This is a genomic window from Rhizobium sp. Leaf371 (genome assembly GCF_001424045.1).
Classification (GTDB): Bacteria; Pseudomonadota; Alphaproteobacteria; order Rhizobiales; family Rhizobiaceae; genus Ferranicluibacter.
On record NZ_LMQB01000023.1, the window covers coordinates 415,035 to 440,764 of the forward strand.

Sequence of the window (25,730 nt, forward strand, 5' to 3'; positions counted from 1 at the left end):
CGATCAGGCGACGAAGAACCGGCCTCGCGCCGGTTCTTCTATTTCCAGCTCCGGCGTTTCCGTCAGGCCGGCCAGTCCAGCCAGTCGCGCATCAACTGGTGGGCGATCGCGCCCTTCGGCGGTGTCGTCTGAAGGCCGACCTCCTGGCCGGTATTGCGGGCGAGCATGGCGCGGGTTTCCTCGCGGGTGAACCAGCGGCAATCCTCGAGCTCCAGATCGTCCATCCGGATCTCGCTCGATTTCGCCTCTGCAAAGCAGCCGATCATCAGGCTGTGCGGCATGGGCCAGGGCTGCGAGGCGTGGTAGCGCACGCGGCCGGTGCGGATGCCGGATTCTTCCATCGTCTCGCGCCGCACAGCATTTTCGATCGTCTCGCCCGGCTCCACAAAGCCCGCAAGACAGGAATACATGCCTTCCGGAAAATGCGGGCTGCGGCCGAGCAGGCAGAGATCGCGCTGCACGTCGATCGTCAGCATGATGACGACGGGGTCCGTGCGCGGAAATGCCAGGTGGCCGCAGGCCGTGCACACCCGCCGGTATCCGCCGCCCCTGGCCTCCATCGGGCTGCCGCACTTGCCGCAGAATCGGTTGGAGGCGTTCCAGGCGATCAGGCTTGCGGCCTGTGCGAATTGTCCGAGAAGCTCGTCCGGCAGCATCGCCTGCCGATAGAGGCTGCGGCCATCGGCAAGCTTGAAGGGCTCCTCCAAGGTCGCCTCGGTCCGATTGACGGGAACGGCGATGCGCGGCTCGCCGGAGGGCAGCCTTCCCAGCAGGATCGCGGCCTCCAGATCGGGTTCGAGAACGGCGATCTCGTAGGGCGCAAACAGCGGGTCGATGACGTTCTCATCGTGCTTGACCACCAGTTTACCCTCCGCAAAGGCGAAGAGATGCGCGCCCTCGGTCTTCAGAGCCACGTCGAGGCAGTCGTCGCTTCGGTGTTCGCTGTCGCGCACGAGGTGGTTGCCGGCAAAGGCGACCAGCGAGCTCGGCTCGGGATGCGGCCCCGTGCGGTCAAAAATGGCGTGGGTCATGTCAGGGATTCCGTCAATCTGTTGAGGAAATCGTCGCGTTTTGCCGTATCCCAAGCCTCCGCCGTGGCGAAACCCCAGATGGGCCCCGGCCAGTTCGCATCCCCCTCGGTGCGGGCGACGACGTGGACATGGAGCTGGCGGACGATATTGCCCAGCGCCCCGATGTTGATCTTGGTCGCACCGGTCACCCGCTTCAGAGCCTCGGCGACGCGGTTGGTCTCGCGCGACAGCGTTGCCTGCTCGGCGGACGACAGCTCGAAGGTTTCGCTGACGGCATTCCGCTCGGGGATGAGGATGAGCCAGGGCCAGCGGGCATCCCGGCTCAGCCGCAGCTGGCAAAGATCGAGACGGGCCACGAGATCGCTGTCGCGTGCCAGACGCGGGTCGAGTTCGAACGGGGTCACGGGTTCCTCCTGCTTCTCCTGTCGGTCTCCATCGGCAGCCGTGCCGTCGACGTTCGAACGGTCGGCTTCAGGCTTCAGGAGCGCGTCCTGTTCTGACAGGGATGCCAGATTCTTCCAAGGGCCGACTTGCATTCCGTCTGGATATTGCCGATATGGAGATCGGGAGGTTGGTGGTGGACGAGCCACTCGCCAACCGGGTCAGGTCCGGAAGGAAGCAGCCCCAACGAGCCCGGCACGGGTCATCGTGCCAGCCTCCCACCCTCAGGGTCTTCACGGAAGTCCCTGAACCACCAGACCAGGGCCGCCCGTTCGCAAGCTCGCTGCCGCGTCTCAAGCTTGCCGACCGTCCGGACAGACGGAACGAGCGGCGGGGCGCATGAACGACATCACCACCACATCTCCTGACGCAGCGCCCGCCCCGGCGGAGAAGCCGGCGGCCTACAGGGTTCTCGCGCGCAAGTACCGGCCCAAGGACTTCTCCGACCTGATGGTGGGGCAGGAGCCGATGGTTCGCACGCTGACCAATGCGTTTGAGACCGGCCGCATCGCGCAGGCCTACATGCTGACGGGCGTTCGCGGCGTCGGCAAGACGACGACGGCCCGCATCCTCGCCCGTGCGCTGAATTACAAGACCGACGACATCGACAAGCCGACGATCGACCTCCGTACGCCGGGCGAGCACTGCCAGGCGATCATGGAAGGCCGGCATGTCGATGTGATCGAGATGGATGCCGCATCTCATACCGGTATCGACGATATCCGCGAGATCATCGAGCAGGTGCGCTACCGGCCCGTGTCCGCGCGCTACAAGGTCTATATCATCGACGAAGTGCACATGCTTTCGACGCAGGCCTTCAACGGGCTTCTGAAGACGCTCGAAGAGCCGCCGGAGCATGTGAAATTCATCTTCGCGACGACCGAAATCCGCAAGGTGCCGATCACCGTGCTGTCGCGTTGCCAGCGGTTCGATCTCAGGCGCATCGCCGCCACCGATCTTGTCGGCCTGTTCTCCACCATTCTCGGCAAGGAAGGCATCACGGCCGAAGCCGAGGCGCTGGCGATGATCGCACGGGCTGCCGAAGGTTCGGCCCGTGACGGCCTTTCGCTGCTCGACCAGGCGATCGCCCATGGCGGCGGTGCCGTTGCGGCAGACGCGGTGCGCAGCATGCTCGGCCTTGCCGATCGCGCCCGTATCGTGGACCTGTTCGGCTATGTGGTGCGCGGCGACGTGAAAGCGGCGCTGGAGGAATTTTCCTGGCAGTACGAAGCCGGCGCCAGCCCGGCAGTCGTGCTGACCGATCTTGCCGATTTCACGCATCTCGTGACCAAGCTCAAATTTTCGGCGGAGGCCGCCAACGACCAGTCGCTGAGCGAGGTCGAGCGGGTGCGCGGCGCGGAGTTCTCCACCGCTGTCGCCGTCTCCACCTTGTCGCGGATCTGGCAGATGCTGCTCAAGGGCATCCCGGAAACGGAGAATGCGGCCCGCCCGGCCGGGGCCGCCGAAATGGTCCTGATCCGGCTGACGCATGCGGCCCACCTCCCCTCCCCGGAGGAGGCCGCACGCCGGCTCCTCGAAATGTCCGGCGGCGATGCCGCGCGCTCCGCACCGCGCGGTGCCGGATCGGGCAACGGTGGTGCTGGGAGCAGCAATGGCGCATCGGCGTCCGCCGTTTCCGCGCAAGCAAATGCATCGAGCCAGGGCGGCATTCAGGCGCGCGCCGGCGAACCGGTGATGCCGTCGCGGATGACGGCCAATGGTGCGGCCATGCTGCGCGCCGTGCCCGAGGCCGAGCTTCCCGCAGCGCAGGCGCGCGGACAGGTCGATCTGAAGCCGGAAGCGGCGCCGGCCGAGCCGGTCGTGCCGCTGCGCTCGGTCGCCGATATCGTCGATCTCTGCCAGAAGAACCGCGACATTCTTCTGAAGACGCTGGTGCGCAATTTCGTACGGCTGGTGCGGATCGAACCCGGCCGACTGGAGATGAACGTTCCGGACGACGCGCCGAAGACGCTGGTGACCGATCTGCAGCGGCGGCTGGAAGAATGGACCGGCATCCGCTGGATGGTGACCGTGAGCCGGGAACCCGGCCAGCCGACGATGGTGGAGACCGAAGCGGCAGCCAAGGAGCAGCGCTTCAACGATGCGCGTCAGGACCCCGACGTCGCCGCCATCCTCGCCCGCTTTCCCGGCGCAAAGATGGTTGATGTGCGCATCAAGGTGACGGACGTCGAACCGGACGAAACGCCGGAGATCGCCGCCGTGGCCGAATCCGAGGAAGGTGACATCCTTCCCGGCGACGACATAGAACACTGATCCAACCGGATCTGAGAAGAGGAGACGACGGACGATGCGCGACATCATGGGTATGATGGGCAAGGTCAAGGAAATGCAGGCCAAGATGGAGAAGCTTCAGGAGGAGATTGCCCTTCTCGAAGTGGACGGCACCTCCGGAGGCGGCCTCGTCACCGTGCGGCTCGATGGAAAAGGCGCGCTGAAGAGCATCAAGATCGACCCGTCCCTCTTCAAGGAAGACGATGTCGAGATCCTCGAGGATCTGATCGTCGCCGCGCACAAGGACGGCAAGGACAAGGCCGAGGCGATTACTGCGGAAAAGACGCGCGAGCTGACGGCCGGCCTGCCGATCCCGCCCGGCATGAAGCTGCCCTTCTAGAAGCATTCCCGGCTGAAGCGGGATCGCTTCGGCGTCGGATACGGCGCGAAAAAGCCGTTACGGTTAGAGTTCCGGCAGGAATGCCGGGCCGACCATGCGGACCTTGCGCGGCAGCTTCGGAATGTCCGTCCGCGTGCCGCGCAGACCGATGTCCTGGAAAAGCGCGGTTGCCAGAACGGTCGGCGCCTGTTTGAGAATCGGGTCCGGCAGTGTGCGCGCGGCGGCGTTGGACGTCGAGGCCGCAGGCGCGATGCGGCTCATGTCGCAGGCCCTGGCTTCAGCCGCCTTACGGTAAAGGCCTGCCACATCGAGATCGCCATAGCGCGTGCCGCTCGTGAGCGAGATCATGTCCGCCGGCTCGCCGTTTTCTCTCGGCTGACGGAAAACATCCATATCCGCCGTGTCGCAGATGGTCCTGCATTGGGCTGCGAGGTTCTCGGTCGAGGCGGGCAGCGCCTGAAATCCGGAATTGGGTGTCGGGAAATAATAGCCATCGGAAAGCCGAACGCAGAGCGTGGCCTGGCTTGTGGTGGCGCGCGTGGCAGCGACCTCGGCTTTGACGGGCTGCCGGACGATGCGCTTCGGCTTCGGCCGGCTCGCCGTCTCACGGACCGCGCGCAGATCGGACTTGCAGGCCGACGGCAGGGCGGCGAGCGCCGTGCGGGCCTGTGCGATGCGACCGGCGACCTCGCGGCAGGCAAAGCCCCCGTTTCCGACATCGCAACCATGCCTGCGCGCCATCACACTGTTGGAGGCGACCTGCCGCTGGAGACGTGTCGCCTCGGTGCCCGACGCCGCGCAGGTGCGGGCGAGGCTGTGGCTTGCGGGAACCGCGACGAGGAACAGGAGCGCGAGGCATGCAGCCAGCCGTCTGATTCTCAACGTCCCCGCCATCGCACTCTTCCCCGTCAGCCTTGGTAAGTGTCGGACATAGCGTGGCGGGACGGCGGCGCGAAGCGGTTCCTTAAGGAATGGTTAAGGCGGGAAGGAATGGTTAAGCCGGGAAGGAACGGTTGGGGCGGGAATGTCTAGCGCGTGCGCGCCTCGAGCTGGGCGCGCACCCGCTCGCTGATCGGAGCGGCCCCGTAACGCGCGCGCTCCGCCTCCGAAAGGGACTTCATCGAGGTCGCGAGCATTTCCGGCATCGTGATCCGCGGGCCTTCGAAAGCGCGATAGGTCACGCGCTCCCCGGCGCACATCATGCCTGAGCGCAGCACACGGCAGTAGAAGCCCGGCCGGGCCACCCTGCGGAACCTGCGGGCGAAACCCGGATCGCCCAGCCGCAGCGCAAGCGTCGAACAGGGGATGCGGGTGGAGGTGACCTCCAGCGTGACGGTGTCCGTCTCGAAGCGGTCGCCGACCGCGATCGACCGGCTGTCGACATCCGAGACGACGAGGTTTTCGCCGAACAGGCCGGGCGCGACCGCATGGCCGAGTTCGACCGACCAGGCCTCCAGATCCAGCGAACCGAGACCGTAGACGGCCTGATCCGGACCGCCGTGATGCTTTCGATTGCAAACGGCGTCGCCCGCCAGTCCCGCAGCGTCGACGATGACGGCACCGCCGAGGGGGTGCTTGACGATCCCGGTCTTTGCGGTCTTGCCGTCGATGACGGTGGCATGGCCGATGCAGACGGCGGCAATCTTCATGGCTTACCCTTTTCGCCCGCCATCGCAGGTCTGCGCGGTGCAAAGCATTTTCACTCCGACGGCATATGGGATAGAACGCGCCTCATGGCAAAGCGAGTCACCGGCCCCGAAATCGAAAAACTCATCCAGCTTCTGGCGAAGGTGCCGGGCCTCGGACCGCGCTCGGCTCGTCGCGCAGCGCTCCATCTCGTCAAGAAGAAGGATCAGCTGCTGGGGCCGCTCGCCGACGCGATGAGCGAGGCGCACCGCAAGGTCCGCATCTGCTCCTGCTGCGGCAATGTGGATACGAGCGACCCCTGCAGCGTATGCACCGACGAGCGGCGCGACCATACGTGCATCATCGTGGTGGAAGACGTCGCCGATCTCTGGGCGCTGGAGCGCACCGGGGCGATGAACACGGCCTATCACGTGCTCGGCGGCACGCTGTCGCCGCTCGATGGCGTCGGACCGGACGATCTCAACATCCGCGGATTGGTCGACCGCGTCGTCAAGGGCGAGGTGCGCGAGCTGATCATCGCCGTCAACGCCACCGTCGAGGGCCAGACGACGGCGCATTACATCACCGACCAGCTCGACGGGCTGGACGTGCGCATCACCCGGCTTGCCCATGGCGTCCCCGTCGGGGGCGAGCTCGATTATCTCGACGACGGTACACTGACCGCGGCTTTGCGGGCGAGGACGGCAATCTGACATGACATTTTCCAGACATTTCGGCCTTCGACATTTGCGCCGCCTCGGGTTTGCCGCCCTCCTCTGCGCCTCCACGGGCCTACCGGCGCTGGCCGCTTCGAAGGCCGAGACGGAAGCCCAGTTTCGGCGCTGGCTGCAGACGGACCTCTGGCCGCAGGCGCAGAAGGGCGGCATTTCGAAGACAGAGTTCGACACGGCATTTGCCACCGTCAAGCTCGACTGGGACTTGCCGGACCTCGTGCCGCCGGGGTCGAAACCGCAGGGCGACCAGAAGCAGAGCCAGGCGGAGTTCGCTTCCCCCGGCGCCTATTTTTCCGAGAAGCGTCTGCAGGGGCTGGCCGCGACCGGTCGGAGCCTTGCCGCCACGCATGCCGCGACGCTGCGGCGGATCGAGAAGACCTACGGCGTGCCCGGCCCGATCGTGCTGGCGATCTGGGGCCGCGAATCGGGTTTCGGGCGGGCGAAGATCCCGCATCCGGTGCTCGACGTGCTCGCCACCAAGGCCTTCATGTCGACCCGCGGCGAGCTTTTTACCCGCGAGCTCGTCTCGGCATTGCATATTCTGGCGAGCGGCGACGTTCGGGAGGCCGATATGCGCGGTTCCTGGGCCGGCGCCATGGGCCAGCCGCAGTTCCTGCCGTCGAGCTTCCTATCTTATGCCGTCGATTTCGACGGCGACGGACGGCGCGACATCTGGAATTCCGTGCCGGACGTGCTCGGCTCCATCGCGCATTACCTGTCTGAGAAAGGCTGGCAGCGCGGGCGCGACTGGGGCTTCGAGGTGTCGATCCCGGACGGCGTCTCCTGTGCGCAGGAAGGGCCGGATCTCGCAAAGCCGCTCGGGCAATGGGCCGCAACCGGCATTACCCGCATCTCCGGCAAGGCGTTTCCGCGCAGCGAGGCGAAGGCCAGCGGCATGATGCTGGTGCCGGCGGGCCGCCACGGGCCGGAATTTCTGGTGACGCCGAATTTCTACGTCATCAAGGAATACAACAATTCCGACCTCTACGCCCTCTTCATCGGCAATCTCGCCGACCGGATCGGCGGCAATGGCGGGGCGTTCGAGGGCGCATGGGGCGATGTCGGCAAGATGCTGCGCTCGGACGTACTGACCATGCAGAAGCGGCTGGAGGCTCAAGGCTACGACATCGGCAAGGCCGACGGTCTCGCCGGCTACAAGACCCGGCGCTCGCTCGGCCAGTGGCAGGAGAAGAACGGGCTTGCGGCAACCTGTTTTCCGGATGCCGGTCTGAAAGCCAGGTTGCGGTAGACATCGCCTCAATGGTCGAGATCGACCTGTCGTTTGAACTGCTCGTATTCGTGCGGCAGGATCGTCTGGCGCTCGATCATCCGATGCACATAGGGCGCGCTTTCGCCGCGATGGAGTGTGCGGAGCCGTTCGTGGATCGCCGCATCGTCCTTGGTGCGCCGCTGGTTGTGGCGAACATACTCCACCCAGGTCGGCACGTGGTAGGTTTCGGTCCAGATCTCCGGTCGCTCCAGGTCGCGCATCAGCGTCCACTGGCCGGCACCGTCGCGAATGCGGACGCGGCGGCGCTCGGTCATGATCGACAGGAACGCCTCGACATCGGCCGGATCGATCTCGTAGTCGATCATCACGACGATCGGCCCGCTTCTCGGCTTCAAGTCGAGCTTCAGCATCGGCTCGGTGAAACTGCCGAGGGGATCGAGGTTGAGCGCCTTGAACTCCGGCAGCGCAAAGCGCAGGCCGACGGCCGCGCCGACCAGCATGACGACCGCCGAGGCGATAAGGGCCGTCGAGGGGCCGTAGTCTTCCGCGGCCACGCCCCAGACCCAGCTGCCGAGCGCCATGCCGCCGAAGGTGGTGGTCTGGTAGAGCGAGAGCGCCCGGGCGACCACCCAGCGTGGCGTGGACAGTTGCACCGTCGTGTTGAACAGCGACAGCGCCAGCACCCAGCCGGCGCCCGACAAAAGCATGGCAAGGCCGGTGAGGATCTCCGACCGGCTGACGGCCGCGATGACGGCGGACAGGGCGAAGCCGAGAAAGGCGATGCGCACCACAGCTTCGCCGGCCAGACGCTCGCGCATCCGGGCGCTGAGCAGCGCACCGCCGATCGCCCCGATGCCGAACGCGCCGAGGAGCACGCCATAAGTCAGAGGCCCGCCGGCCACGAGGTCGCGCGCGACCAGCGGCAGAAGCGCGAGGATGGCGCTGGCCGACAGGCCGAAGAGAAAGCCGCGCAGCATGACCTTGAGGATGTTCGGCGACATCGCCACATAGCGCAGGCCGGCGCCCACGGCCCGCGCCAGAGGCTCGCGCGGCAGGGCGTTCAGCGCCGGCGTCCGCTTCCAGCGGAGAAGCGCATAGATCAGCGCGAAATAGGTCAGCGTATTGACCGCGAAGGCCGCAGCCGCACCGGCCGCCGCCACGATGACGCCGCCGATGGCCGGACCGACGCTGCGCGTCATGTTGAAGCCCATGCTGTTCAGCGACACCGCGCCCGGCAGATCCTCTCGCGGAACCATGTCGCCGACGGAGGCCTGCCAGGCCGGATTGTTCAGCGCAGTGCCGCAGCCGATGAGGAAGGTGAACGTCAGCAGCAGCCAGGGCGTGATCAGCCCGAACCAGGCAAACGCCGTCAACAGCGCGGAGACGGCCAGCATGAAGACTTGCGCGACCAACATGATCCGCCGCCGGTCGAAACTGTCGGCGAGCGCCCCCGAGATCAGCGAGAACAGCATGATCGGCAGCGTGACCGATGCCTGCACCAGCGCGACCATGTTCACCGAGGTCGAGATGGACGTCATCATCCAGGCGGCGCCGACGGACTGGATCAGGCCGCCGAAGTTCGAGGCAAGGCTGGCGATCCAGATGATGCGGAAGGTCTCGTGGCGGAAAGGCGCCAAGGGCGATGATCGATCCGGCACGGCAATCTCCTTCGTTCACCCGCGTCCCCGCGGAGATGCCGTCCGGCGCACCACGCTTGTGCACGAAGGGGTATGAGCGCGATGCGGGCGACGGCATCTTCAGGCTGTCTGAGGTCCTGTCACGCAATGTAGCCCGGAGGCTTGCCGCGGCAACCCGCAGCGACCCGTGAAAATCCGCCCGAGGGTCGCCGCCGGCGCGGCGCTTGCAATTGCGGCGGATGCGGCGTATATGACGCTCAAATTCTTGATCGGTTGATGAAGAGTGGGCCCGTCAGGACCCGCTCTTTTTTATTACCATCATGACAGAACATGCATGACGGGAGACAGTGCTTGTCCGACATCGACACGGCAGACATCCAGCAGGAACCGCGCCTGATCACCGAGACCGGGATCGACCGCCGCGTGGCCGACATCATCGAACCCGTGCTGATGCCGATGGGCTACCAGCTGGTGCGCGTGCGCCTTTCGGCCCAAAACGGCGCGACGCTGCAGATCATGGCGGAGCGGACCGACGGCACCATGACCGTCGAAGACTGCGAAACCGTTTCCACCGCGATCTCGCCGGTGCTCGACGTGGACGATCCGATCGGCAAGGCGTATCATCTCGAAGTGTCTTCGCCGGGTATCGACCGGCCGATGGTGCGCAAGGGCGATTTCGTGCGCTGGACCGGCCATCTCGTGAAATGCGAGACCTCGGTTCTGGTCGAAAGCCGCAAGCGCTTCCGCGGCGTCATCCTGAGCGCGGATGCGGACGGCTTCACGATCGAACGCGACCAGCCCGGCCCGGACGAGGCGCCGACCGTCACCGTGCCGTTTTCGGCGCTGGCGGAAGCCAAGCTGATCCTGACCGACGACCTGATCCGTGATGCCCTGACGGCCGACAAGAAGGCCAAGGCCGCCCGCGAAGCGGCCAACGAGAATTTCGAAGAGCTCGACGGCGACGACGAGACCCCTTCGCAGGAATGACACGCGCCCGGCGGTGCTTCGCCTTCGAAGCGCTGACCGAGAGGCACCACCCGGACTATTCGACCTACGGAGACATACCCCATGGCAGTCAGTGCTAACCGGCTCGAACTTCTGCAGATCGCGGATGCCGTCGCGCGCGAAAAGGTGATCGACCGCGAAATCGTGCTGGCCGCCATGGCCGACGCGATCCAGAAGGCGGCGCGCTCGCGCTACGGCTCGGAAAGCAACATCCGCGCCGACATCAATTCCAAGACCGGCGAAATCCGCCTGCAGCGTCTTCTGGAAGTGGTCGAGGTCGCCGAGGACTACGGTACGCAGATCCCGCTGGAACTGGCGCGCGACCGCAACCCGGACGCAAAGCTCGGCGACTTCATCGCCGACCCGCTGCCGCCGATGGATTTCGGCCGCATCGCGGCCCAGTCCGCCAAGCAGGTCATCGTTCAGAAGGTTCGCGAAGCCGAGCGTGACCGCCAGTTCGACGAATACAAGGATCGCATCGGCGAGATCGTCAACGGTACGGTCAAGCGCGTCGAATACGGCAACGTCATCGTTGACCTCGGCCGCGGCGAAGGCATCATCCGTCGCGACGAGATGATCCCGCGCGAGAACATGCGCTACGGCGACCGCGTCCGCTCCTATGTCTACGACGTGCGCCGCGAACAGCGCGGCCCGCAGATCTTTCTGTCGCGCACGCACCCGCAGTTCATGGTCAAGCTCTTCACCATGGAAGTGCCCGAAATCTACGACGGCATCATCCAGATCCGCTCGGTCGCCCGCGACCCGGGTTCGCGCGCCAAGATCGCGGTCATTTCCAACGACTCGTCGATCGATCCGGTCGGCGCCTGCGTCGGTATGCGCGGTAGCCGCGTCCAGGCCGTCGTCGGCGAGCTTCAGGGCGAGAAGATCGACATCATTCCGTGGAGCCAGGATCCGGCATCCTTCATCGTCAACGCCCTGCAGCCGGCCGAAGTCGCCAAGGTCGTTCTGGACGAAGATGCGGAGCGCATCGAAGTCGTCGTGCCCGACGAGCAGCTGTCGCTCGCCATCGGCCGTCGCGGCCAGAACGTGCGTCTGGCATCGCAGCTGACCGGCTGGGACATCGACATCATGACGGAGGCCGAAGAGTCCGAGCGCCGCCAGAAGGAATTCAACGAGCGCACGAACCTCTTCATGGAATCGCTCGACGTGGACGAGATGGTTGGCCAGGTGCTGGCCTCCGAAGGCTTCGCGCAGGTCGAGGAACTCGCCTATGCCGAACTGGACGAGATCGCGTCCATCGAAGGCTTCGACGAGGAGACCGCCAGCGAGATCCAGACGCGTGCCCGCGAATATCTCGACCGGCTGGAAGCCGAGATGGACGAAAAGCGCAAGGAACTCGGCGTGTCCGACGAATTGCGCTCCATCAACGGCATGACGGGCCAGATGCTGGTGGCGCTCGGCCAGGACGGCATCAAGACGATGGAAGACTTCGCAGGTTGCGCCGCAGACGATCTCGTCGGCTGGTCGGAGCGGAAGGACGGCGAGACCAAGCGTTTCGAAGGCCTGTTCTCGAAGCTCGAAGTTTCGCGCACCGAAGCGGAAACCATGATCCTCGAAGCGCGCCTTGCTGCGGGCTGGATTACGGAGGAAGACCTTGTACGCGAGACCGAGGCACTCCAGATAGTGGAAGGCAGCGAGGAGGACGAGGCGGAAGCCGCGTCCTGATCCTCATGAATTCCGTACCCGACCAGCCGATTGTGGCGCCGGACGACATCAACGTCCCCGAAGCGGAGGACGACGACTTGCCGCTCAATGGGCGCATGTGCATCGTCACCCGCACGAGCGGTCCGGCCGACGACGGCCTGATCCGCTTCGTTGCGGGGCCGGACGGCCGGGTGGTCGCGGACCTGAAACGCCAGTTGCCGGGACGCGGCTGCTGGGTCACCGCCGAGCGGGCGGTTCTCGAGACGGCGATCAAGCGCAAGCTGTTTGCGCGGGCGCTGAAGACGGCGGAGGCCAAGCCCGGCCCCGAGCTTCTGGACGAGGTCGAGAGGCTTCTGGTGCAGCAGCTGATCGGCATGATGAACATGGCGCGCAAGGCCGCGCAGTTCATCACCGGGGCGTCGAAAGTGGAACAGGCGGTGCGCGGCATGGCAGCCATCGCCACCTTCCACGCCTCCACGGCCGCACCCGACGGCGTGCGGAAAATTGACCAGGCGCGCAAGGCCATAAGCTTTGCCACCGACGACGGCGAGCAGATACCCACCTTCCGCTTCTTCACCGGAGAGGAATTGGATACGTTGCTCGGAAGTAATTCTTTTATCCATGCCGCAGCGCTTGCAGGGCAGGCGGGTGAGGGTGTAGTGAAGCGCGCAAACATGCTGGAACGATACCGGGGCGAAATGTCCCCCCGTGCCTTCGGCGACGCTTCCCAGCCGACATCATGACGCGGGACACCGGCCACGGCCGTGACGACCGCAATACAGTAAGACGACAATCGAACGACGGGGTCTGGTGATACGCATCCGGCTTCGATCTTAGGAACGGAACGGAATGACCGATAACAACGACGACAAGACCCTGAGCGGAGCCGGCAAGAAGACTCTGACGCTGCGCCCCTCCGGCGTGAGCCAGGGCACAGTCCGCCAGGACATGGGCCGCGGCCGCACGAAGGCTGTCGTGGTCGAAACCCGCAAACGCCGCCCCACACGGCCCGAGGACGAGAAGCCGGTCACACCGATCGCCTCGGCTCCCGTCCGTGCGCCGCAGCCTCAGCCGCAGCCGCAGCCGCGCCCCCCGGAAACCCGGCCCATGCAGCAGACGTCGGTTCGCCCGCAGCCCCAGGCTCCGCGGCCGGATCCGGCACGTCCGCGCACCGGCGTCGTTCTGAACCAGCTTTCGGCCGGTGAAATCGACGCGCGCCGTCGCGCGCTCGCCGAAGCGCAGATCCGCGATGCCGAGGAAGCCAAGGCCCGCGCCGCCGCCGAGGAAAAGCGCAAGATCGAGGAAGCCGAGCGTCTGAAGCGCGAAGCCGAGGAAGCCGCACGCCGCGAAGCGGAAGAAGCTGCCCGTCCTGCGGCCGAACGCGAAGCCGAGAAGGTGGCGCTGGCCGCTGCCGCGGAAGCCGAAAAGGCTGCGGCCGCAGCCGCCGCTGCCGCTCCTCCGGTCGTCGAGCGCCCTGCTCCCATCATCACGACGGATGCGAACGGCGTGCGCACGCGCCGCACCAATGAGGCCGAGGAAACCCGCCCTGCCCGTCCCGGCGCCGTGCCGGTTCGCGGCAAGCCCGTTCGCCCCGAGCCTGCCAAGGCTCCGGCGCGCCCGAAGACCGAGGAAGAACGCCGCAAGGGCAAGCTGACGCTGACCGCAGCTCTCGACGACGACGGCAATGCCCGTGGCCGCTCGCTTGCCGCCATGCGCCGCCGGCAGGAGAAGTTCCGCCGCAGCCAGATGCAGGAAACGCGCGAAAAGGTCATGCGCGAAGTTATCCTGCCGGAAACCATCACCATTCAGGAACTTTCGCAGCGCATGTCCGAGCGCGCCGTCGATGTCATCAAGTACCTGATGAAGGATGGCCAGATGATGAAGCCCGGCGACGTCATCGACGCCGATCTGGCCGAAATCATCGCGGCCGAATTCGGTCACACGGTCAAGCGCGTCTCGGAATCCGACGTCGAAGAAGGCATCTTCAACCAGGCCGACGATGCCGGCGAAATGGTGTCGCGTCCTCCGGTCGTGACCATCATGGGCCACGTCGACCACGGCAAGACCTCGCTGCTCGACGCCATTCGCCAGACGAGCGTCGTCTCGGGTGAAGCCGGCGGCATCACGCAGCATATCGGCGCCTACCAGGTCGAGCAGAACGGCCAGAAGATCACCTTCATCGACACGCCCGGTCACGCGGCCTTCACGGCCATGCGTGCCCGTGGTGCGCAGGCCACCGACATCGCGATCCTCGTGGTCGCGGCCGACGACAGCGTCATGCCGCAGACGATCGAATCGATCAGCCACGCCAAGGCTGCCGACGTTCCGATCATCGTGGCGATCAACAAGATCGACAAGCATGAAGCCAACCCGGACAAGGTGCGCCAGCAGCTGCTGCAGCACGAAGTGTTCGTGGAATCGCTCGGCGGTGAGGTTCTCGACGTCGAAGTTTCGGCCAAGAACAAGCTCAACCTCGACAAGCTGCTCGAGGCGATCCTGCTGCAGGCCGAAATCCTCGACCTCAAGGCCGATCCGAGCCGGACGGCGGAAGGCATCGTCATCGAAGCCCAGCTCGATCGCGGTCGCGGTTCGGTTGCCACCGTGCTCGTCCAGAAGGGTACGCTGAAGCCCGGCCAGATCATCGTTGCCGGCGACCAGTGGGGCCGCGTGCGCGCGCTCGTCACCGACAAGGGCGACCATGTCAAGGAAGCCGGCCCGGCCACGCCGGTCGAGGTTCTCGGCCTTTCGGGAACGCCCGCTGCCGGCGATCGCTTCGCCGTCGTCGAGAACGAAAGCCGTGCCCGCGAGATCTCCGAATATCGCCAGCGCCTGACGCGCGACAAGGCGGTTGCCCGCCAGTCCGGTCAGCGCGGTTCGCTCGAACAGATGATGAGCAAGCTGCAGAACACCGGGTTCAAGGAGTTCCCGCTGGTCATCAAGGGCGACGTGCAGGGTTCGGTCGAAGCCATCATCGGTGCGCTCGATCGTCTCGGAACCGACGAAGTCCGGGCCCGCATCGTCCATTCGGGTGCCGGTGCGATCACCGAGTCCGATATCGCGCTGGCGGAATCGTCGGATGCGGCGATCATCGGCTTCAACGTGCGCGCCAACACGCAGGCACGTCAGGCGTCCGAGCGTTCGGGCATCGAGATCCGCTACTACAACATCATCTACGACCTGGTGGATGACGTGAAGGCGGCGATGTCGGGTCTGCTCTCGCCGGAGCGTCGCGAAACCTTCCTCGGCAATGCCGAAATCCTGGAAGTGTTCAACATCACCAAGACCGGCAAGGTCGCGGGTTGCCGGGTGGTCGAAGGCAAGGTCGAGCGTGGTGCGGGCGTCCGCCTCGTGCGCGACAACGTCGTCATCCACGAAGGCAAGCTCAAGACCCTCAAGCGCTTCAAGGACGAAGTGTCCGAAGTGCCAGTCGGCCAGGAATGCGGCATGGCCTTCGAGAACTACGAAGACATCCGCGCCGGCGACACGATCGAGTGCTTCCGCGTGGAGCACATCACCCGCACGCTGTAAGGCGAGCGCGGATAAAAGGTTTGAAATGGCGGCTCCGGCCGCCATTTTCATGTCCGGTCGCCGTTTCGATGTCGCGAGCAATGTAACCGGCCCCGTCACGACTGGACCGCCGAAGGAGCAGGATCATGAGCCAGGGAAAGCCCCGCATCAGCATTCTCTATTGCACGCAGTGCAACTGGCTCCTGCGCTCCGGCTGGATGGCGCAGGAGCTGCTTCAGACCTTTTCAGACGCGCTTGGCGAAGTGGCCCTCGTTCCGGGAACTGGCGGCGTGTTCGAGATCCGGGTCGATGAGACGCTGATCTGGGAGCGCAAGGCAGATGGCGGGTTTCCGGGACCGAAGGAGCTGAAACAGCGGGTGCGGGACCTTATCGCGCCGGAGCGCGATCTCGGGCATACGGATCGGCCCGCCTCTTGAGCCTTGCAGCCCTCGTCGGCGTCTTCGCCGCGGCATTCTTGTCCGCCACGCTTCTTTTCGGGCTGTCGGAAGCTGTCGTCATCTCGGCGCTTCAGGATCCGGATCTGCCGCGCGGTCTCGTCTTCATCGTCGCCACCTTTGGCAACGTATCGGGTGCCGTCGTCAATTTCGTCCTCGGTCGCTTCTTCCTCCGGTTCGAGGGACGGCGGTGGTTTCCCGTCTCGCAGAAGAGCCGCGCGCGGGCGGAGGCGATTTTCCGAAAGTATGGGCAGCCGGTTCTGTTGCTCTCCTGGCTTCCCGTCATCGGCGATCCGCTGACGCTGGCTGCGGGGCTGCTGCGCATGCCGTGGCCCGCCTTCGTGCTCTATGTCACGATCGGCAAGGCCGTCCGCTATGCCCTGCTGGTCTGGGTTTTCGGTTGAGGCGGCTTCGGTAACTTCCTTCTTATTTTCGTGGCCCCCGCTCGTCCCGCGGCTTTGACGTGGCCCGGCTTTGCGTTATTCCTGCCAGACATGCCGCGCGCCACCGGGCACGCTTTGGAAGACGCAGGAGCCAGATCCCCATGAGCCTGAAATTCGGAACCAGCGGGCTGCGTGGCCTGTCCGTCGATCTCGAAGGCCCGGCTGCCGCGCTTTATGCCACCGCCTTCGCGCACACGCTGCTTGCCTCCGGTCAGGCCAAGCCCGGCGACACGGTTCTGATCGCGCGAGACTTCCGTGCGTCCAGTCCGGCGATCGCCGCCATCGCAGCAGGTGCGCTCCTGCGCGCCGGTCTGACCGTGCGCGACTGCGGCACCGTACCGACGCCGGCGCTTGCGCTCTATGCGCTGACCACCCGCTCCGCCGCACTGATGGTCACCGGCTCGCATATTCCCGCCGACCGCAACGGTATCAAGTTCTACCGGCCGGACGGAGAGATCGCGAAGGACGACGAACTGGCGATCACGCAGGCGGCGGATGCGCTTCAGGCGAGCCTCGTCGCGATCGATGCGACGCCCGCCGAGGTGCCAAATATCGAGCCGACCGTGCGCGACCTCTTCATCGCCCGCAACATGGCCCTCCTGCCGGAGCGCGCGCTATCCGGCCTCAAAGTCGGGGTCTACCAGCACTCGACGGTCGCTCGCGACCTCTTCGTCGATGTGCTCGCGCGTTACGGCGCAGAAGTGGTTCCGCTCGGCCGGTCCGACACCTTCATTCCGGTCGATACCGAAGCGGTCTCCGCGGACACCGTTTCGGCTCTTCGCCGCTGGGCGGGCGAGCATGCGCTCGATGCGATCGTTTCAGCAGATGGAGACGGCGACCGGCCGCTCGTCAGCAACGAAGCCGGCGAGCCGATCCGAGGCGATCTGCTCGGCCTGATCGCGGCCGAATTCCTCGGCGCGACCGTCGCGGTCACCCCCGTCACCTCGAATTCCGGGCTGGAGCGACGCGGCACGACCGAGGTGCTCCGGACCCGCGTCGGTTCCCCCTTCGTCATTGCCGGCATGCAGGACGCGGTCACGTCAGGCCATGCCTGCGTGGTCGGTTTCGAGGCGAATGGCGGAACCTTGACGGGGAGCGATGTGACGGTCAACGGCACCCGGTTTGCCGCCCTGCCGACACGGGACTGCTTCCTGCCGGTGCTGGCCGTGCTTTATCAGGCCGCAGAGCGCCGTGAGCCGCTTTCGGCCATCGTTGCAGGCTACCGCCTGCCCGTCGCGCTCAGCGACCGCCTGGAGCGATTTCCGGTGGAAACGAGCCAGGCTCTGATGGCGGCGTTGCGCAGCACGCCTGAAGCACTCGCCGCGTTCCTGAAGCCGCTCGGCGCGCCCGCCGCCGTCAGCGATATCGACGGCCTGCGGATCACGCTGATGGACGACAGCATCGTCCACCTCCGCCCATCCGGCAACGCCCCGGAAATGCGCTGCTATGTGGAAAGCGCCACCGAGGAGAAGGCACAGGCCCTGCTGGCCGACGGTCTCGCCCGCATCCGTGACTGGGCGGACCAATTCGGACAGGCCGGGACGACGGGTCGCGCCTCGGAATGAAAAGCGAGGAATTTCCGTTATTTATCCCCGCTGTCGCGAAATCTTCAAAAACGCTGTTGACACCGGACGCCCGGCCTTTTACATCCCCGCTCGTCGCCCAGATGGCGGAATTGGTAGACGCGCCAGCTTCAGGTGCTGGTACCCGAAAGGGTGTGGAGGTTCGAGTCCTCTTCTGGGCACCAAATTCCCGATGATGATCCATAAAGCCCTGCTTAAGCAGGGCTTTTGGCGTTTTGGGCGTCTGTCAGACCAGGCCAGCCACCGCATGACGACAGCATCAGCGGCAACGGTGTGATCAGTCCGCAACATGAGGCCTGCCACGGATGCAGCCGCGGGCCCCCATCCGAACCGCTGTCGCAAAACTCTTACTTTTCATCCTGAAGAAGTCACGCTTCTCAGGCGGCCTCTTTTCGCATTTCCTTGAACATGTTCCGATGATTCGCGGTGCGCCTGTTTCGCGCTCCAAGGGAGGGGACATGTAAGCTTCATGATCAAGCGAAGGGGTGTCGTGATGGGGAACTACGAGAACGTGGAAAATTGGGCTGTGCTGCGGGCACAGCAGATCCTGATGCGGGAAGGCATGGACCTTGCCGTATCGGTGCGGGACGCGAATACGGGGGCGGTTCGCGCGAAGGGCAAGCTTCTGGCCATGGCGATCGCTGCATCGCTGATGGAGGCCTCCGCCTCTTCCTCCATGCGGAATGACGCAAGCCCGTCGATGTAGGGATTGCCCGACCTGCAGGATGCCCTTACAGATCGACGCCAGGTCAGGTCGGCTGTCCCTGCAGGGAAGAAGGAGGACGTCATGTCGTTCATCTCGGATATGGCGCTCGAGCAAACGGAAATCGATGTCGTCTACCGGGCACTCGATCTCTGGTGCCAGGAGATCGGCACGCCGATCGACAGTGCGGACGGTCGCGATGTCGCGACCGTGCTCCTCGGCCTCTACAAGACGGGCCATACCAGCGAGGCGGCACTGCTGGCGGCGATGCGCAGAATCACCGCCGACGAGACCTGATCTCCAGAACGCCAGTCCCGCGCGTCCTTAGTTGTTGGTGACGGGCTTCGAGCGCATGCGGGATACGGTTTCCCGCTCGGCGCGCTTGCAGCGCATGGGCGGCAGGCCGCGGTCCATCAGGTCCATGTCTTCGAGCACCATGTCGCCCATTTTCTTGAAGGCGCTGTCGAGCGCTCCGGCCCTGTGCGCCGAGCGCAGAAAGCCGGGCAAGGTGCGAACCTTGTGGTCGAGCGGCAGGGGCTCTTCGGGGAAGACGTCGCTCGCCGCAACGATGTGACCCTGCTCGACGGCGGCCATCAGATCCTTGAAGTCCACGACATTGGCGCGGCTCAGGAGAATGAAGGCCGCCCCCTTCTTCATCTTTGCGAACGCGCGCGCGTCGAGGAAGCCTTCGTTCTCACTCGTCACCGCGGCCACGACGAAAATGAAATCGCTTTCCGACAACACGGTGTCCAGATCCGCCGGAACGACGCCGTTGTCCTTGAGAATCGAGGCCGGCAACCAGGGATCGAACACCCGCGTGACCGTCCGGAAACCGGTAAGGACCCGGTTCAGTGCCTTGCCGAGATCGCCAAAGCCGATGATGCCGACATCCGAGCCACTGAGAAGCCGCGCCGTCCGATTGCCGTCTCCGCCCCAGAGCTCCCGCCCCTCGCGAAAATCGAGATCGGCATCGACGACGCCGCGTGCGATGCCGAGCGCCATGGCGAGACCCAGTTCCGCCACGGGCTCGGCAAAGACCTGACCCGTGGTGACGACATGGATGCCGCGCTCAAACAGCACGTCATAGGGCATATTGTTGATAAGGTTGCTTTCCACATTCAGGATGGAGCGCAGTTTGGGCATCCGCGCCAGCGTCGCGGCGTCGAGCGGCGGCTGGCCGAGGACGTAGCGCGCCGCACCCAGTATATCACCATCGAGACTGGCGACGGTATCGGCCGCCACCTCGACGATCCGATAACGGTCGTGAAGGGCGCCAAGGGCTTCCGTTGTGAAGATCAGATCGAGCGTTCGCGGCTCGGGTGCGCTGATCACCAGCGGCTTTTCGTTTTCGGACATTCGCGTTCCTCCCGCATCGTCAGGTGCCACGTCGTCGAAGAGCGTGGTGCATCAGCCTTTGCGGCTGAACGCACTCTTCCGTAGCAGACGAAAAGCGGATGGGAAATCGCGGCGCGGGGGTTAATAATTCAGGCCGCGAAGCTGCCGATAGTTCGATGGCGGCAGGCGGGGCGAGACGAATTCGGGGCCTCCATCCCGGCTGCAGACATTGACCGTATGGTATCGCGGGCCCCGCGTCGGCACGATGTTGCCGAGCGCGCGATCGATGAGCACCTGTTCGCAGCGCAAATTGCTTGTCATGCCCAACGGATCCTCCGGTTTGACACCGGGCAGGCTGTCGAAGGTCAAGGCCGGCTTCCGGGGTTCGGCCGCAGTCGCAGTCGCTGCGGCGCCGAGGGCTGCCACGATGCCGATGCATGCGGCCATGGCCCAGTTGCAGATCTTTCGTCCCATGGCTCACGCCCCTTTTCCGCCCATCCGTCGCCCGCTGACCGGTTCCGCCGCTGGAGCCCCAGCGACCCTATCGCATCGGAACCGGTTCCGCGCTATACCGCCGGCGCAGCCTGTCAAAGGATGATGTGGGGATCTCCATGCCGAATACAATCCGGTTTCACGAAGGTGATATCGCCGCGGACGACGCTGCGCGTTACAACGGCGCGATTGCCGTGGATACGGAGACGCTCGGCCTCGTGCCGCGCCGCGATCGCCTGTGCCTCGTTCAATTGTCGCCGGGGGACGGAACGGCCGATATCGTGCAGATCGCGGCGGGGCAGACGATGGCCCCCAATCTGGTGCACATGCTTGCCGACCCTGCCCGACAGAAGATCTTTCACTACGGGCGCTTCGATATCGCCGTGCTCTTCCACACCTTCGGCGTCACCACCACGCCGGTGTTCTGCACCAAGATCGCCTCGCGCCTGTCGCGCACCTATACCGACCGCCACGGCCTGAAGGACAATCTGAAGGAAATGCTGGAGGTCGACATCTCCAAGCAGCAGCAGTCCTCCGACTGGGCAGCCCCCATACTGACCCCGGCGCAGCTCGACTATGCCGCCTCCGACGTCCTGCACCTGCATGCCCTGCGCGACAAGCTCAACCAGCGCCTGATGCGGGACGGACGGATCGACCATGCGGAGGCCTGCTTTTCGTTTCTGCCCACCCGCGCGAAGCTCGACCTGCTCGGCTGGGACGACACGGACATTTTTTCGCATAGTTGAACCGGCCAGTGACTGCGCCGTCAGGTCTGGCCCTTCTTGCGCACGACGCCGAGGCGGGCGACGACCTCTCTGGGAATGCGGTAACGCTCGATGGCATCGCGGTTGGAGCGGAGCCCACAGATCTCGCGCTGGATGAAGAACGACCAGACAACGTCGGCGGCCGTATCCAGCAGGTCCTCGCGCCGCGCCGGCGTCGTCTCCGGGTCATCCAGCACCTGCAGCGCCGCGATCGCCTGTTCCACTCTCAGCCCGTGACGCCCCAGCGCATCCGCGCGTTCGGCCATCAATTCATATTCGAGGATGTCGAGGCCGGTCTGGCGTGAGCCGCCGGGATTGCTGAACGATTGTGGCGGCCTGACAGACATGGCGAGATCCTTCCTCTGCCGCCCCGACGAAACGGACAATCGGGGCGATCCCTCGAATCTGGGGCGCGTGCCATCCGGCTGCAAGTGATCGGCGCGCTCGGGCCACTCTGATCCTCGACCCTATCGGGCCCGTGCGCGAACCTCCTCGAACGACCAGTCTTTCAGCAGGCGACCATCCTGCCAGACCGGCTGCAGCTGGTTTTCGCGCCCGGCGAGCGCATCGAGCCGCGCCGCCTCAAGCCCCGCGAGACCCGACACGACGGCCTGGCGACCGGCCTTGGAGGCCTTGACGTTCATCGTGGCCGGGCGTTTCCAGACGTCGTGCCAGCGCCCGCTCGTGTCCTGGCGCGCATTGGCTTTCATGGCGAAGGCGTAGGTATCGCGGTTCACCTTCTGCAGGATGCCGCCGCCCATGGCAAAGGTGATGTTTTCGGCGGAATAGCCGAAGGCTTCCAGCCGGCTGAGGATCTGGTTCATATCGGCCAGCGTGATGCCGTCGCCCTGGATCACCCGGACGCAGCGATCGAGAACCTTGAAGCCCTTGCGGTTCTGTGTGGCGCCGAAGCGATAGTCGAGCTGCTGCACGACCTGCACGGGCGTCTCGATCGGATCGCCGCTGTCGGGGCGGATATAGACCGTCGCGCCGCTTGCCTTGACCGTGTCGCGCAGCTGCTTGCCCCAGATGAACGAGACCGCCTGGTTGATGTCGTAGCTGTCGGAGACGACGGCGAAGGCGCCGGAGGGTGCGAAGCGGGCGACCATGTTGGCATAGGCATCCGCCTCGCGGTCGCCGCCCCAGGCCGTCATGGTGGAATGCTCGGAGGCAGGCATGGAGCGTCCCGCCATGGCAGCGCCATAGCAGCGACGGGCGGTGAGGACGCCGGACAGCGTATCCGTGCCCGTGAAATGAACGAGGTGGGCCGCGCCGCCGATGCCGGCCTGCTCGAAGGCGCCGACGCCGCGCGCGCCGTAATCCAGCAGGCGCGACGGCAGCAGAAGCTCGGGCTCGTCGGCGGTGCGTTCCAACGCGTCGCGCAGAGCCAGCTTGACCTTGCGGACGTTGCTGGCCACCGCTGACGGGTACCAGACGGCGCGCAGCAGCGCCGTTTCGATATGCGATGTCAGCCACCAGCAGGCGGGGTCCGTGTTGACGACCTGAACCAGCGGTATGCCGCGGCGCGTCAGCGTGCCCTCCGGCAGCGCCTCGATCCGCAGCGGCAGGTATCCGCCATGCGCGTTGACGATATGCGTCCAGCCGGCACGATCGAACGGCAGGCCGTGGGCCTTTACGATGTCCTCGGCCTCCGCCACGTCGCTCATCGTCACGGGCCGGCTCAGGACGTCCTTCAGGAAAATCTGGAGACCGAAGAACACGACATCGATGAGATCGGTCCCGCCACGCGTCTCGATGTAGGAGGAGATCGCCGTCGTCTCCGGCGGATATTGCAGGAAATGGCTGAGCTTGTAGCTGTCGGTGTTGAGGATGAGATTGTCCCAGTTCATGTCGTTCAGCCTTCCGTCCATCGCGCGATACGCATCCGCATTTCGCTAACGATATCGTAACCATATTGCGCTAATCTGGAGACATTCATGCCTCGCCGGCTCTTTCCCCGGCATATGCTGCCTCCAGGTGTATTCTGGCGGGCATGCGCATGACGCGCCCATCGACATCATGACGCCGGTTTCGCCTGGCGCGCCTGAACCCGCCGGCCGGCAGGGCACCCGCTCCCTGCGTTCGTTTCTCATCAATCGCACCCGGCCGAGGCCGGACATGGACGGAGACTGCCATGCAGACATCGACCGCCATCTCCCGGAGTGCCGCAGCCGCGCTGACCGATGGCGGTACGGCCAAGGACCGGCAGGTGCTTCCCTCGGTGGCGACGAAGCGGTTCGACGCCATCCTGCACGTCATCGAAATCGTCCTGCGCGATATGCCGAATGCGGATCCGGCAACGCGCGTCGCGCTGGCCCGCCTGACGGAAGCCCTGGCCCGGATCGTCGATTTTCCGCCGCAGCCGCAGGAGAGCCTGCGCGACTTCACCCGCCGCCTGGCCGGCCACATGGATGTCCTGCCGCCTGCCGCGCGGGCGCTGATCGAAAAACAGCTCAACCAGCAGCCGCTTCTGGCCGCGTTGAAAATGCTGGTGGAAACGCTGCGCCCGGCACTGACCATCGATCTGCGGATCGACATGCCGCTGACGCGCGACGGCCTCTGGCATCCCGATGCCGTCTCCGCCCTCTTTCCGGACGAGGACGACCGGCCGGCTTTTCGCCAGCCGACCATCCAGGCGCCGCTTCCGACCCGCATGGCCTTCTCGCAGGCTCCGGGCGTCGCGCCCAATGCGCCGCATCTGCAGCAGGCGCTCGGACAGGCCTTTTCTCCGGAAGCAACGACGCCTCCGCTCGCAAGGCCGGACCCGGCGTCCGATGCACGTTCCGCCGCCGCGGCACCCGCGCCGGAGAGCACAGGCCGTCCGATACAGACCGCGGAAGACCCTGTGCCGACCTTGCGAAGCGCGACCGCTTTCCTCGCGTCAGACGCACAGGCGCTGGCGCAGGCTGTGGCCATCGCCAGAGGACAGGCGCTCGATACCCTCTCTGACGGTCCACCAGATCCTGTCGTGCCGCGAGACGCCGGTACGGACGCGTCAGACGGGGCCGGGGACGGGGTCGGGGCCGGTGCCCACGTTGCAAGCGGTCCGAGCGAAGGAGAGGGGGACGTCCGCGGGGACCGATATGGCGAACCGCACGACGTGCGTCGGCCTGCGGAACGGACGCCCGCGATGACCACGCCTGGCAAGGTCTCCGTTGGATCTGGCGCCACCGCCCTTGCAAGCCCTGTCACGCGTGCGACAGCGGGTGGCGAAGCGGCGACCGGCGGCGTCAGAAACGATCCGCTCTTCTCCCAAGAGGACCACCCCGAACGACGACTGGCCGGCCGGCCCTCGATGGGGACAGCACCCGATCATGCCCCGGCGCCGCGCGCTCCAGCGCCCCTGGTTCAGCCCCTGCCCGCGCAATCTTCTCCCGAACGGGCTGCCCCCGAACGATCCGGGAGCGAATCGCTTCCGGGAGCCGCCCGCTCTCCTTCCGAGACGATCACCTTTCAGGCCCGCCCGCTTGCAGCGCCTCTCTCATCCCTCGATGCGGTGTCTGTATCGCCGGCTGACCGCGGCCTTCAGCCGTCGCAGCGCCCCGGCAGGTCGGGCGACGTCGCGCTCGCGCACCGCGAGCCTGATAGTGGGGAGCCCTCTGCGCGCCGGCTCGAGCCGCTTCTGCCCCAGGTGGAAATCGCCCTGATGACATCGGGCCTGCGCGAGGTCGCCAATACCATCGGACAGCTCGATGAGTGGGAGACGCTGTTCTACATGCTGTCGGGAAGCCTCGGCGAGACATCCGAGGCGCTTCTGCCGCAGGAGGCACGCGGCCCTGCAAACCCGTCGGCGGAGTCTGCCAACGCCCGCCCGCAAAGCCACCCGAGCATCGAGGCGGATCTGCTGACGGTCATGGACGAAGACCGTGCCACCTTGGGTCTTGCACAGATGACACAAAGCGAAGACGTCGTTGCCGTGCCGCTCCCGCCGCGCGGACTGGAGGCCAGCATCCTCCGGGAGGCGGTCGGCTTCCCCTTCGTGCCCTATCTCAACGCCCCCGAAGCCGGCAGCACCGAGATCGAAGACGACGAACCGCGCCGCCATCGCGGGCAAGACGAAGCCGGCTTCGCCCAGAGCGGAGAGGACGAGAGCCGAGAGAACGATGACGGCTCTTCGTGGGATGAGGAAGAAGCGGAGCCTGCCGAGGCTTCGCCTCGATCCGCTCTGCAAGCAGGTGCCGGGCAAGCAGGTGCCGGGCAGGCGGAGGCCGGGCAGGCGGAGGCCGGGCAGGCAGAAGCCGGGCACCCAGAGACTACCGAGGCGGCCGACGGCGCGCGCCATGATGCCTACGATCTTTACCAGCGCCTGTCGGATCTCGCCTGATCCTGCACCAAGCGAACGCAGAGCAGGGTACACACAGTCCACAAAGGAAAAGGCCCGCGGCGATGTCTCGCCGCGGGCCTTTTCGTTTCAAACGCTGTCCGACAGACCGTCGAACCGGACCA

At 65.6% G+C, this 25,730-nt stretch carries 24 protein-coding genes, 1 tRNA gene and 1 other RNA gene; 17 read left to right on the plus strand and 9 right to left on the minus strand.

From position 1 onward, the window contains the following. Positions 1-62: 62 nt before the first annotated feature. Both nudC and ASG39_RS12700 read right to left on the minus strand, forming a co-directional pair. Positions 63-1,031 carry an NAD(+) diphosphatase gene (gene nudC, locus ASG39_RS12695; RefSeq protein WP_062595338.1) on the minus strand — a complete coding sequence of 323 codons (969 nt, stop codon included), beginning with the start codon at positions 1,029-1,031 and terminating at the stop codon, positions 63-65. Next, the gene (locus ASG39_RS12700; RefSeq protein WP_062595586.1) at positions 1,028-1,435 is read right to left on the minus strand and encodes an HIT family protein; all 408 of its coding nucleotides are present in this window, start codon (positions 1,433-1,435) and stop codon (positions 1,028-1,030) included. Before ASG39_RS12700 ends, nudC begins: the two co-directional genes overlap by 4 nt. Before the next feature lie 162 nt (positions 1,436-1,597). Here ASG39_RS12700 and ffs point away from each other — a divergent pair. The 3 genes from ffs (at position 1,598) to ASG39_RS12715 (ending at position 4,104) form a co-directional block, all read left to right on the plus strand. Then, positions 1,598-1,694: signal recognition particle sRNA small type (ffs, locus tag ASG39_RS12705), an RNA gene on the plus strand. 117 nt (positions 1,695-1,811) lie between these two features. Then, positions 1,812-3,746 carry a DNA polymerase III subunit gamma/tau gene (locus ASG39_RS12710; protein ID WP_062595339.1) on the plus strand — a complete coding sequence of 645 codons (1,935 nt, stop codon included), beginning with the start codon at positions 1,812-1,814 and terminating at the stop codon, positions 3,744-3,746. 34 nt (positions 3,747-3,780) lie between these two features. Beyond that, positions 3,781-4,104: a YbaB/EbfC family nucleoid-associated protein gene (locus ASG39_RS12715; protein ID WP_062471082.1), complete on the plus strand. Its 324-nt coding sequence runs from the start codon at positions 3,781-3,783 to the stop codon at positions 4,102-4,104. 63 nt (positions 4,105-4,167) lie between these two features. Here ASG39_RS12715 and ASG39_RS12720 read toward each other — a convergent pair whose 3' ends face one another. Together ASG39_RS12720 and ASG39_RS12725 are read right to left on the minus strand one after the other, a co-directional pair. After that, positions 4,168-4,986 (minus strand): DUF2865 domain-containing protein, encoded by an 819-nt coding sequence (locus ASG39_RS12720; RefSeq protein ID WP_162242431.1) that lies wholly within the window; start codon positions 4,984-4,986, stop codon positions 4,168-4,170. Positions 4,987-5,132: 146 nt separating this feature from the next. Further along, positions 5,133-5,753 (minus strand): MOSC domain-containing protein, encoded by a 621-nt coding sequence (locus ASG39_RS12725; protein WP_062595341.1) that lies wholly within the window; start codon positions 5,751-5,753, stop codon positions 5,133-5,135. Between the two features lie 84 nt (positions 5,754-5,837). Here ASG39_RS12725 and recR point away from each other — a divergent pair, with 84 nt between their 5' ends. Together recR and ASG39_RS12735 are read left to right on the plus strand one after the other, a co-directional pair. Then, positions 5,838-6,443, plus strand: a complete 606-nt coding sequence (gene recR, locus ASG39_RS12730) for a recombination mediator RecR (protein WP_062595342.1) — start codon at positions 5,838-5,840, stop codon at positions 6,441-6,443. A 1-nt stretch (position 6,444) separates the two neighbouring features. Continuing rightward, a complete protein-coding gene (locus ASG39_RS12735; RefSeq protein WP_062595343.1) occupies positions 6,445-7,713 on the plus strand; it encodes a lytic murein transglycosylase in 1,269 nt (422 codons plus the stop codon). An 8-nt stretch (positions 7,714-7,721) separates the two neighbouring features. On the opposite strand, the gene ASG39_RS12740 is transcribed toward ASG39_RS12735, so the two are convergent. Continuing rightward, positions 7,722-9,353 (minus strand): MFS transporter, encoded by a 1,632-nt coding sequence (locus ASG39_RS12740; protein ID WP_062595344.1) that lies wholly within the window; start codon positions 9,351-9,353, stop codon positions 7,722-7,724. 330 nt (positions 9,354-9,683) lie between these two features. Here ASG39_RS12740 and rimP point away from each other — a divergent pair, with 330 nt between their 5' ends. The 10 genes from rimP to ASG39_RS12790 all read left to right on the plus strand — a co-directional run bounded on the left by rimP (position 9,684) and on the right by ASG39_RS12790 (position 18,990). Beyond that, the gene (gene rimP / locus ASG39_RS12745) at positions 9,684-10,319 is read left to right on the plus strand and encodes a ribosome maturation factor RimP (RefSeq protein ID WP_062595345.1); all 636 of its coding nucleotides are present in this window, start codon (positions 9,684-9,686) and stop codon (positions 10,317-10,319) included. Between the two features lie 81 nt (positions 10,320-10,400). Next, positions 10,401-12,023: a transcription termination factor NusA gene (nusA, locus tag ASG39_RS12750; protein WP_062595346.1), complete on the plus strand. Its 1,623-nt coding sequence runs from the start codon at positions 10,401-10,403 to the stop codon at positions 12,021-12,023. 32 nt (positions 12,024-12,055) lie between these two features. Beyond that, positions 12,056-12,745, plus strand: a complete 690-nt coding sequence (locus ASG39_RS12755) for an RNA-binding protein (protein ID WP_277995970.1) — start codon at positions 12,056-12,058, stop codon at positions 12,743-12,745. A 106-nt stretch (positions 12,746-12,851) separates the two neighbouring features. Beyond that, complete coding sequence (gene infB, locus ASG39_RS12760) at positions 12,852-15,530, plus strand: translation initiation factor IF-2 (protein WP_062595348.1); 2,679 nt, start codon at positions 12,852-12,854, stop codon at positions 15,528-15,530. Between the two features lie 125 nt (positions 15,531-15,655). Then, positions 15,656-15,946 (plus strand): SelT/SelW/SelH family protein, encoded by a 291-nt coding sequence (locus ASG39_RS12765; RefSeq protein ID WP_062595349.1) that lies wholly within the window; start codon positions 15,656-15,658, stop codon positions 15,944-15,946. Beyond that, positions 15,943-16,368 carry a YqaA family protein gene (locus ASG39_RS12770; protein ID WP_082477207.1) on the plus strand — a complete coding sequence of 142 codons (426 nt, stop codon included), beginning with the start codon at positions 15,943-15,945 and terminating at the stop codon, positions 16,366-16,368. Before ASG39_RS12765 ends, ASG39_RS12770 begins: the two co-directional genes overlap by 4 nt. Before the next feature lie 140 nt (positions 16,369-16,508). Next, positions 16,509-17,972 carry a phosphomannomutase gene (locus ASG39_RS12775; protein ID WP_062595350.1) on the plus strand — a complete coding sequence of 488 codons (1,464 nt, stop codon included), beginning with the start codon at positions 16,509-16,511 and terminating at the stop codon, positions 17,970-17,972. A gap of 95 nt (positions 17,973-18,067) precedes the next feature. Beyond that, positions 18,068-18,154: transfer RNA gene (locus ASG39_RS12780), tRNA-Leu, on the plus strand. A 305-nt stretch (positions 18,155-18,459) separates the two neighbouring features. Continuing rightward, the gene (locus tag ASG39_RS12785; RefSeq protein ID WP_062595351.1) at positions 18,460-18,696 is read left to right on the plus strand and encodes a hypothetical protein; all 237 of its coding nucleotides are present in this window, start codon (positions 18,460-18,462) and stop codon (positions 18,694-18,696) included. Positions 18,697-18,777: 81 nt separating this feature from the next. Beyond that, entirely contained in the window at positions 18,778-18,990 is a 213-nt protein-coding gene (locus ASG39_RS12790; RefSeq protein ID WP_062595352.1) for a hypothetical protein, read from the plus strand. A gap of 27 nt (positions 18,991-19,017) precedes the next feature. Here ASG39_RS12790 and ASG39_RS12795 read toward each other — a convergent pair whose 3' ends face one another. Both ASG39_RS12795 and ASG39_RS23895 read right to left on the minus strand, forming a co-directional pair. Continuing rightward, positions 19,018-20,049, minus strand: a complete 1,032-nt coding sequence (locus ASG39_RS12795) for a hydroxyacid dehydrogenase (RefSeq protein ID WP_062595353.1) — start codon at positions 20,047-20,049, stop codon at positions 19,018-19,020. A 120-nt stretch (positions 20,050-20,169) separates the two neighbouring features. Beyond that, a complete protein-coding gene (locus tag ASG39_RS23895; RefSeq protein WP_156468138.1) occupies positions 20,170-20,349 on the minus strand; it encodes a hypothetical protein in 180 nt (59 codons plus the stop codon). A 290-nt stretch (positions 20,350-20,639) separates the two neighbouring features. On the opposite strand from ASG39_RS23895, the gene ASG39_RS12805 reads away from it, so the two are divergent. Next, entirely contained in the window at positions 20,640-21,266 is a 627-nt protein-coding gene (locus ASG39_RS12805) for a ribonuclease D (RefSeq protein WP_062595355.1), read from the plus strand. A 20-nt stretch (positions 21,267-21,286) separates the two neighbouring features. On the opposite strand, the gene ASG39_RS12810 is transcribed toward ASG39_RS12805, so the two are convergent. Beyond that, positions 21,287-21,631, minus strand: a complete 345-nt coding sequence (locus tag ASG39_RS12810) for a DUF6665 family protein (RefSeq protein WP_062595356.1) — start codon at positions 21,629-21,631, stop codon at positions 21,287-21,289. A 120-nt stretch (positions 21,632-21,751) separates the two neighbouring features. Then, complete coding sequence (locus ASG39_RS12815) at positions 21,752-23,155, minus strand: nicotinate phosphoribosyltransferase (RefSeq protein ID WP_244481217.1); 1,404 nt, start codon at positions 23,153-23,155, stop codon at positions 21,752-21,754. A 263-nt stretch (positions 23,156-23,418) separates the two neighbouring features. Between ASG39_RS12815 and ASG39_RS12820 the strand changes: the two genes are divergently transcribed. Then, the gene (locus ASG39_RS12820; protein WP_062595357.1) at positions 23,419-25,608 is read left to right on the plus strand and encodes a hypothetical protein; all 2,190 of its coding nucleotides are present in this window, start codon (positions 23,419-23,421) and stop codon (positions 25,606-25,608) included. The last annotated feature ends 122 nt before the right edge of the window (positions 25,609-25,730 follow it).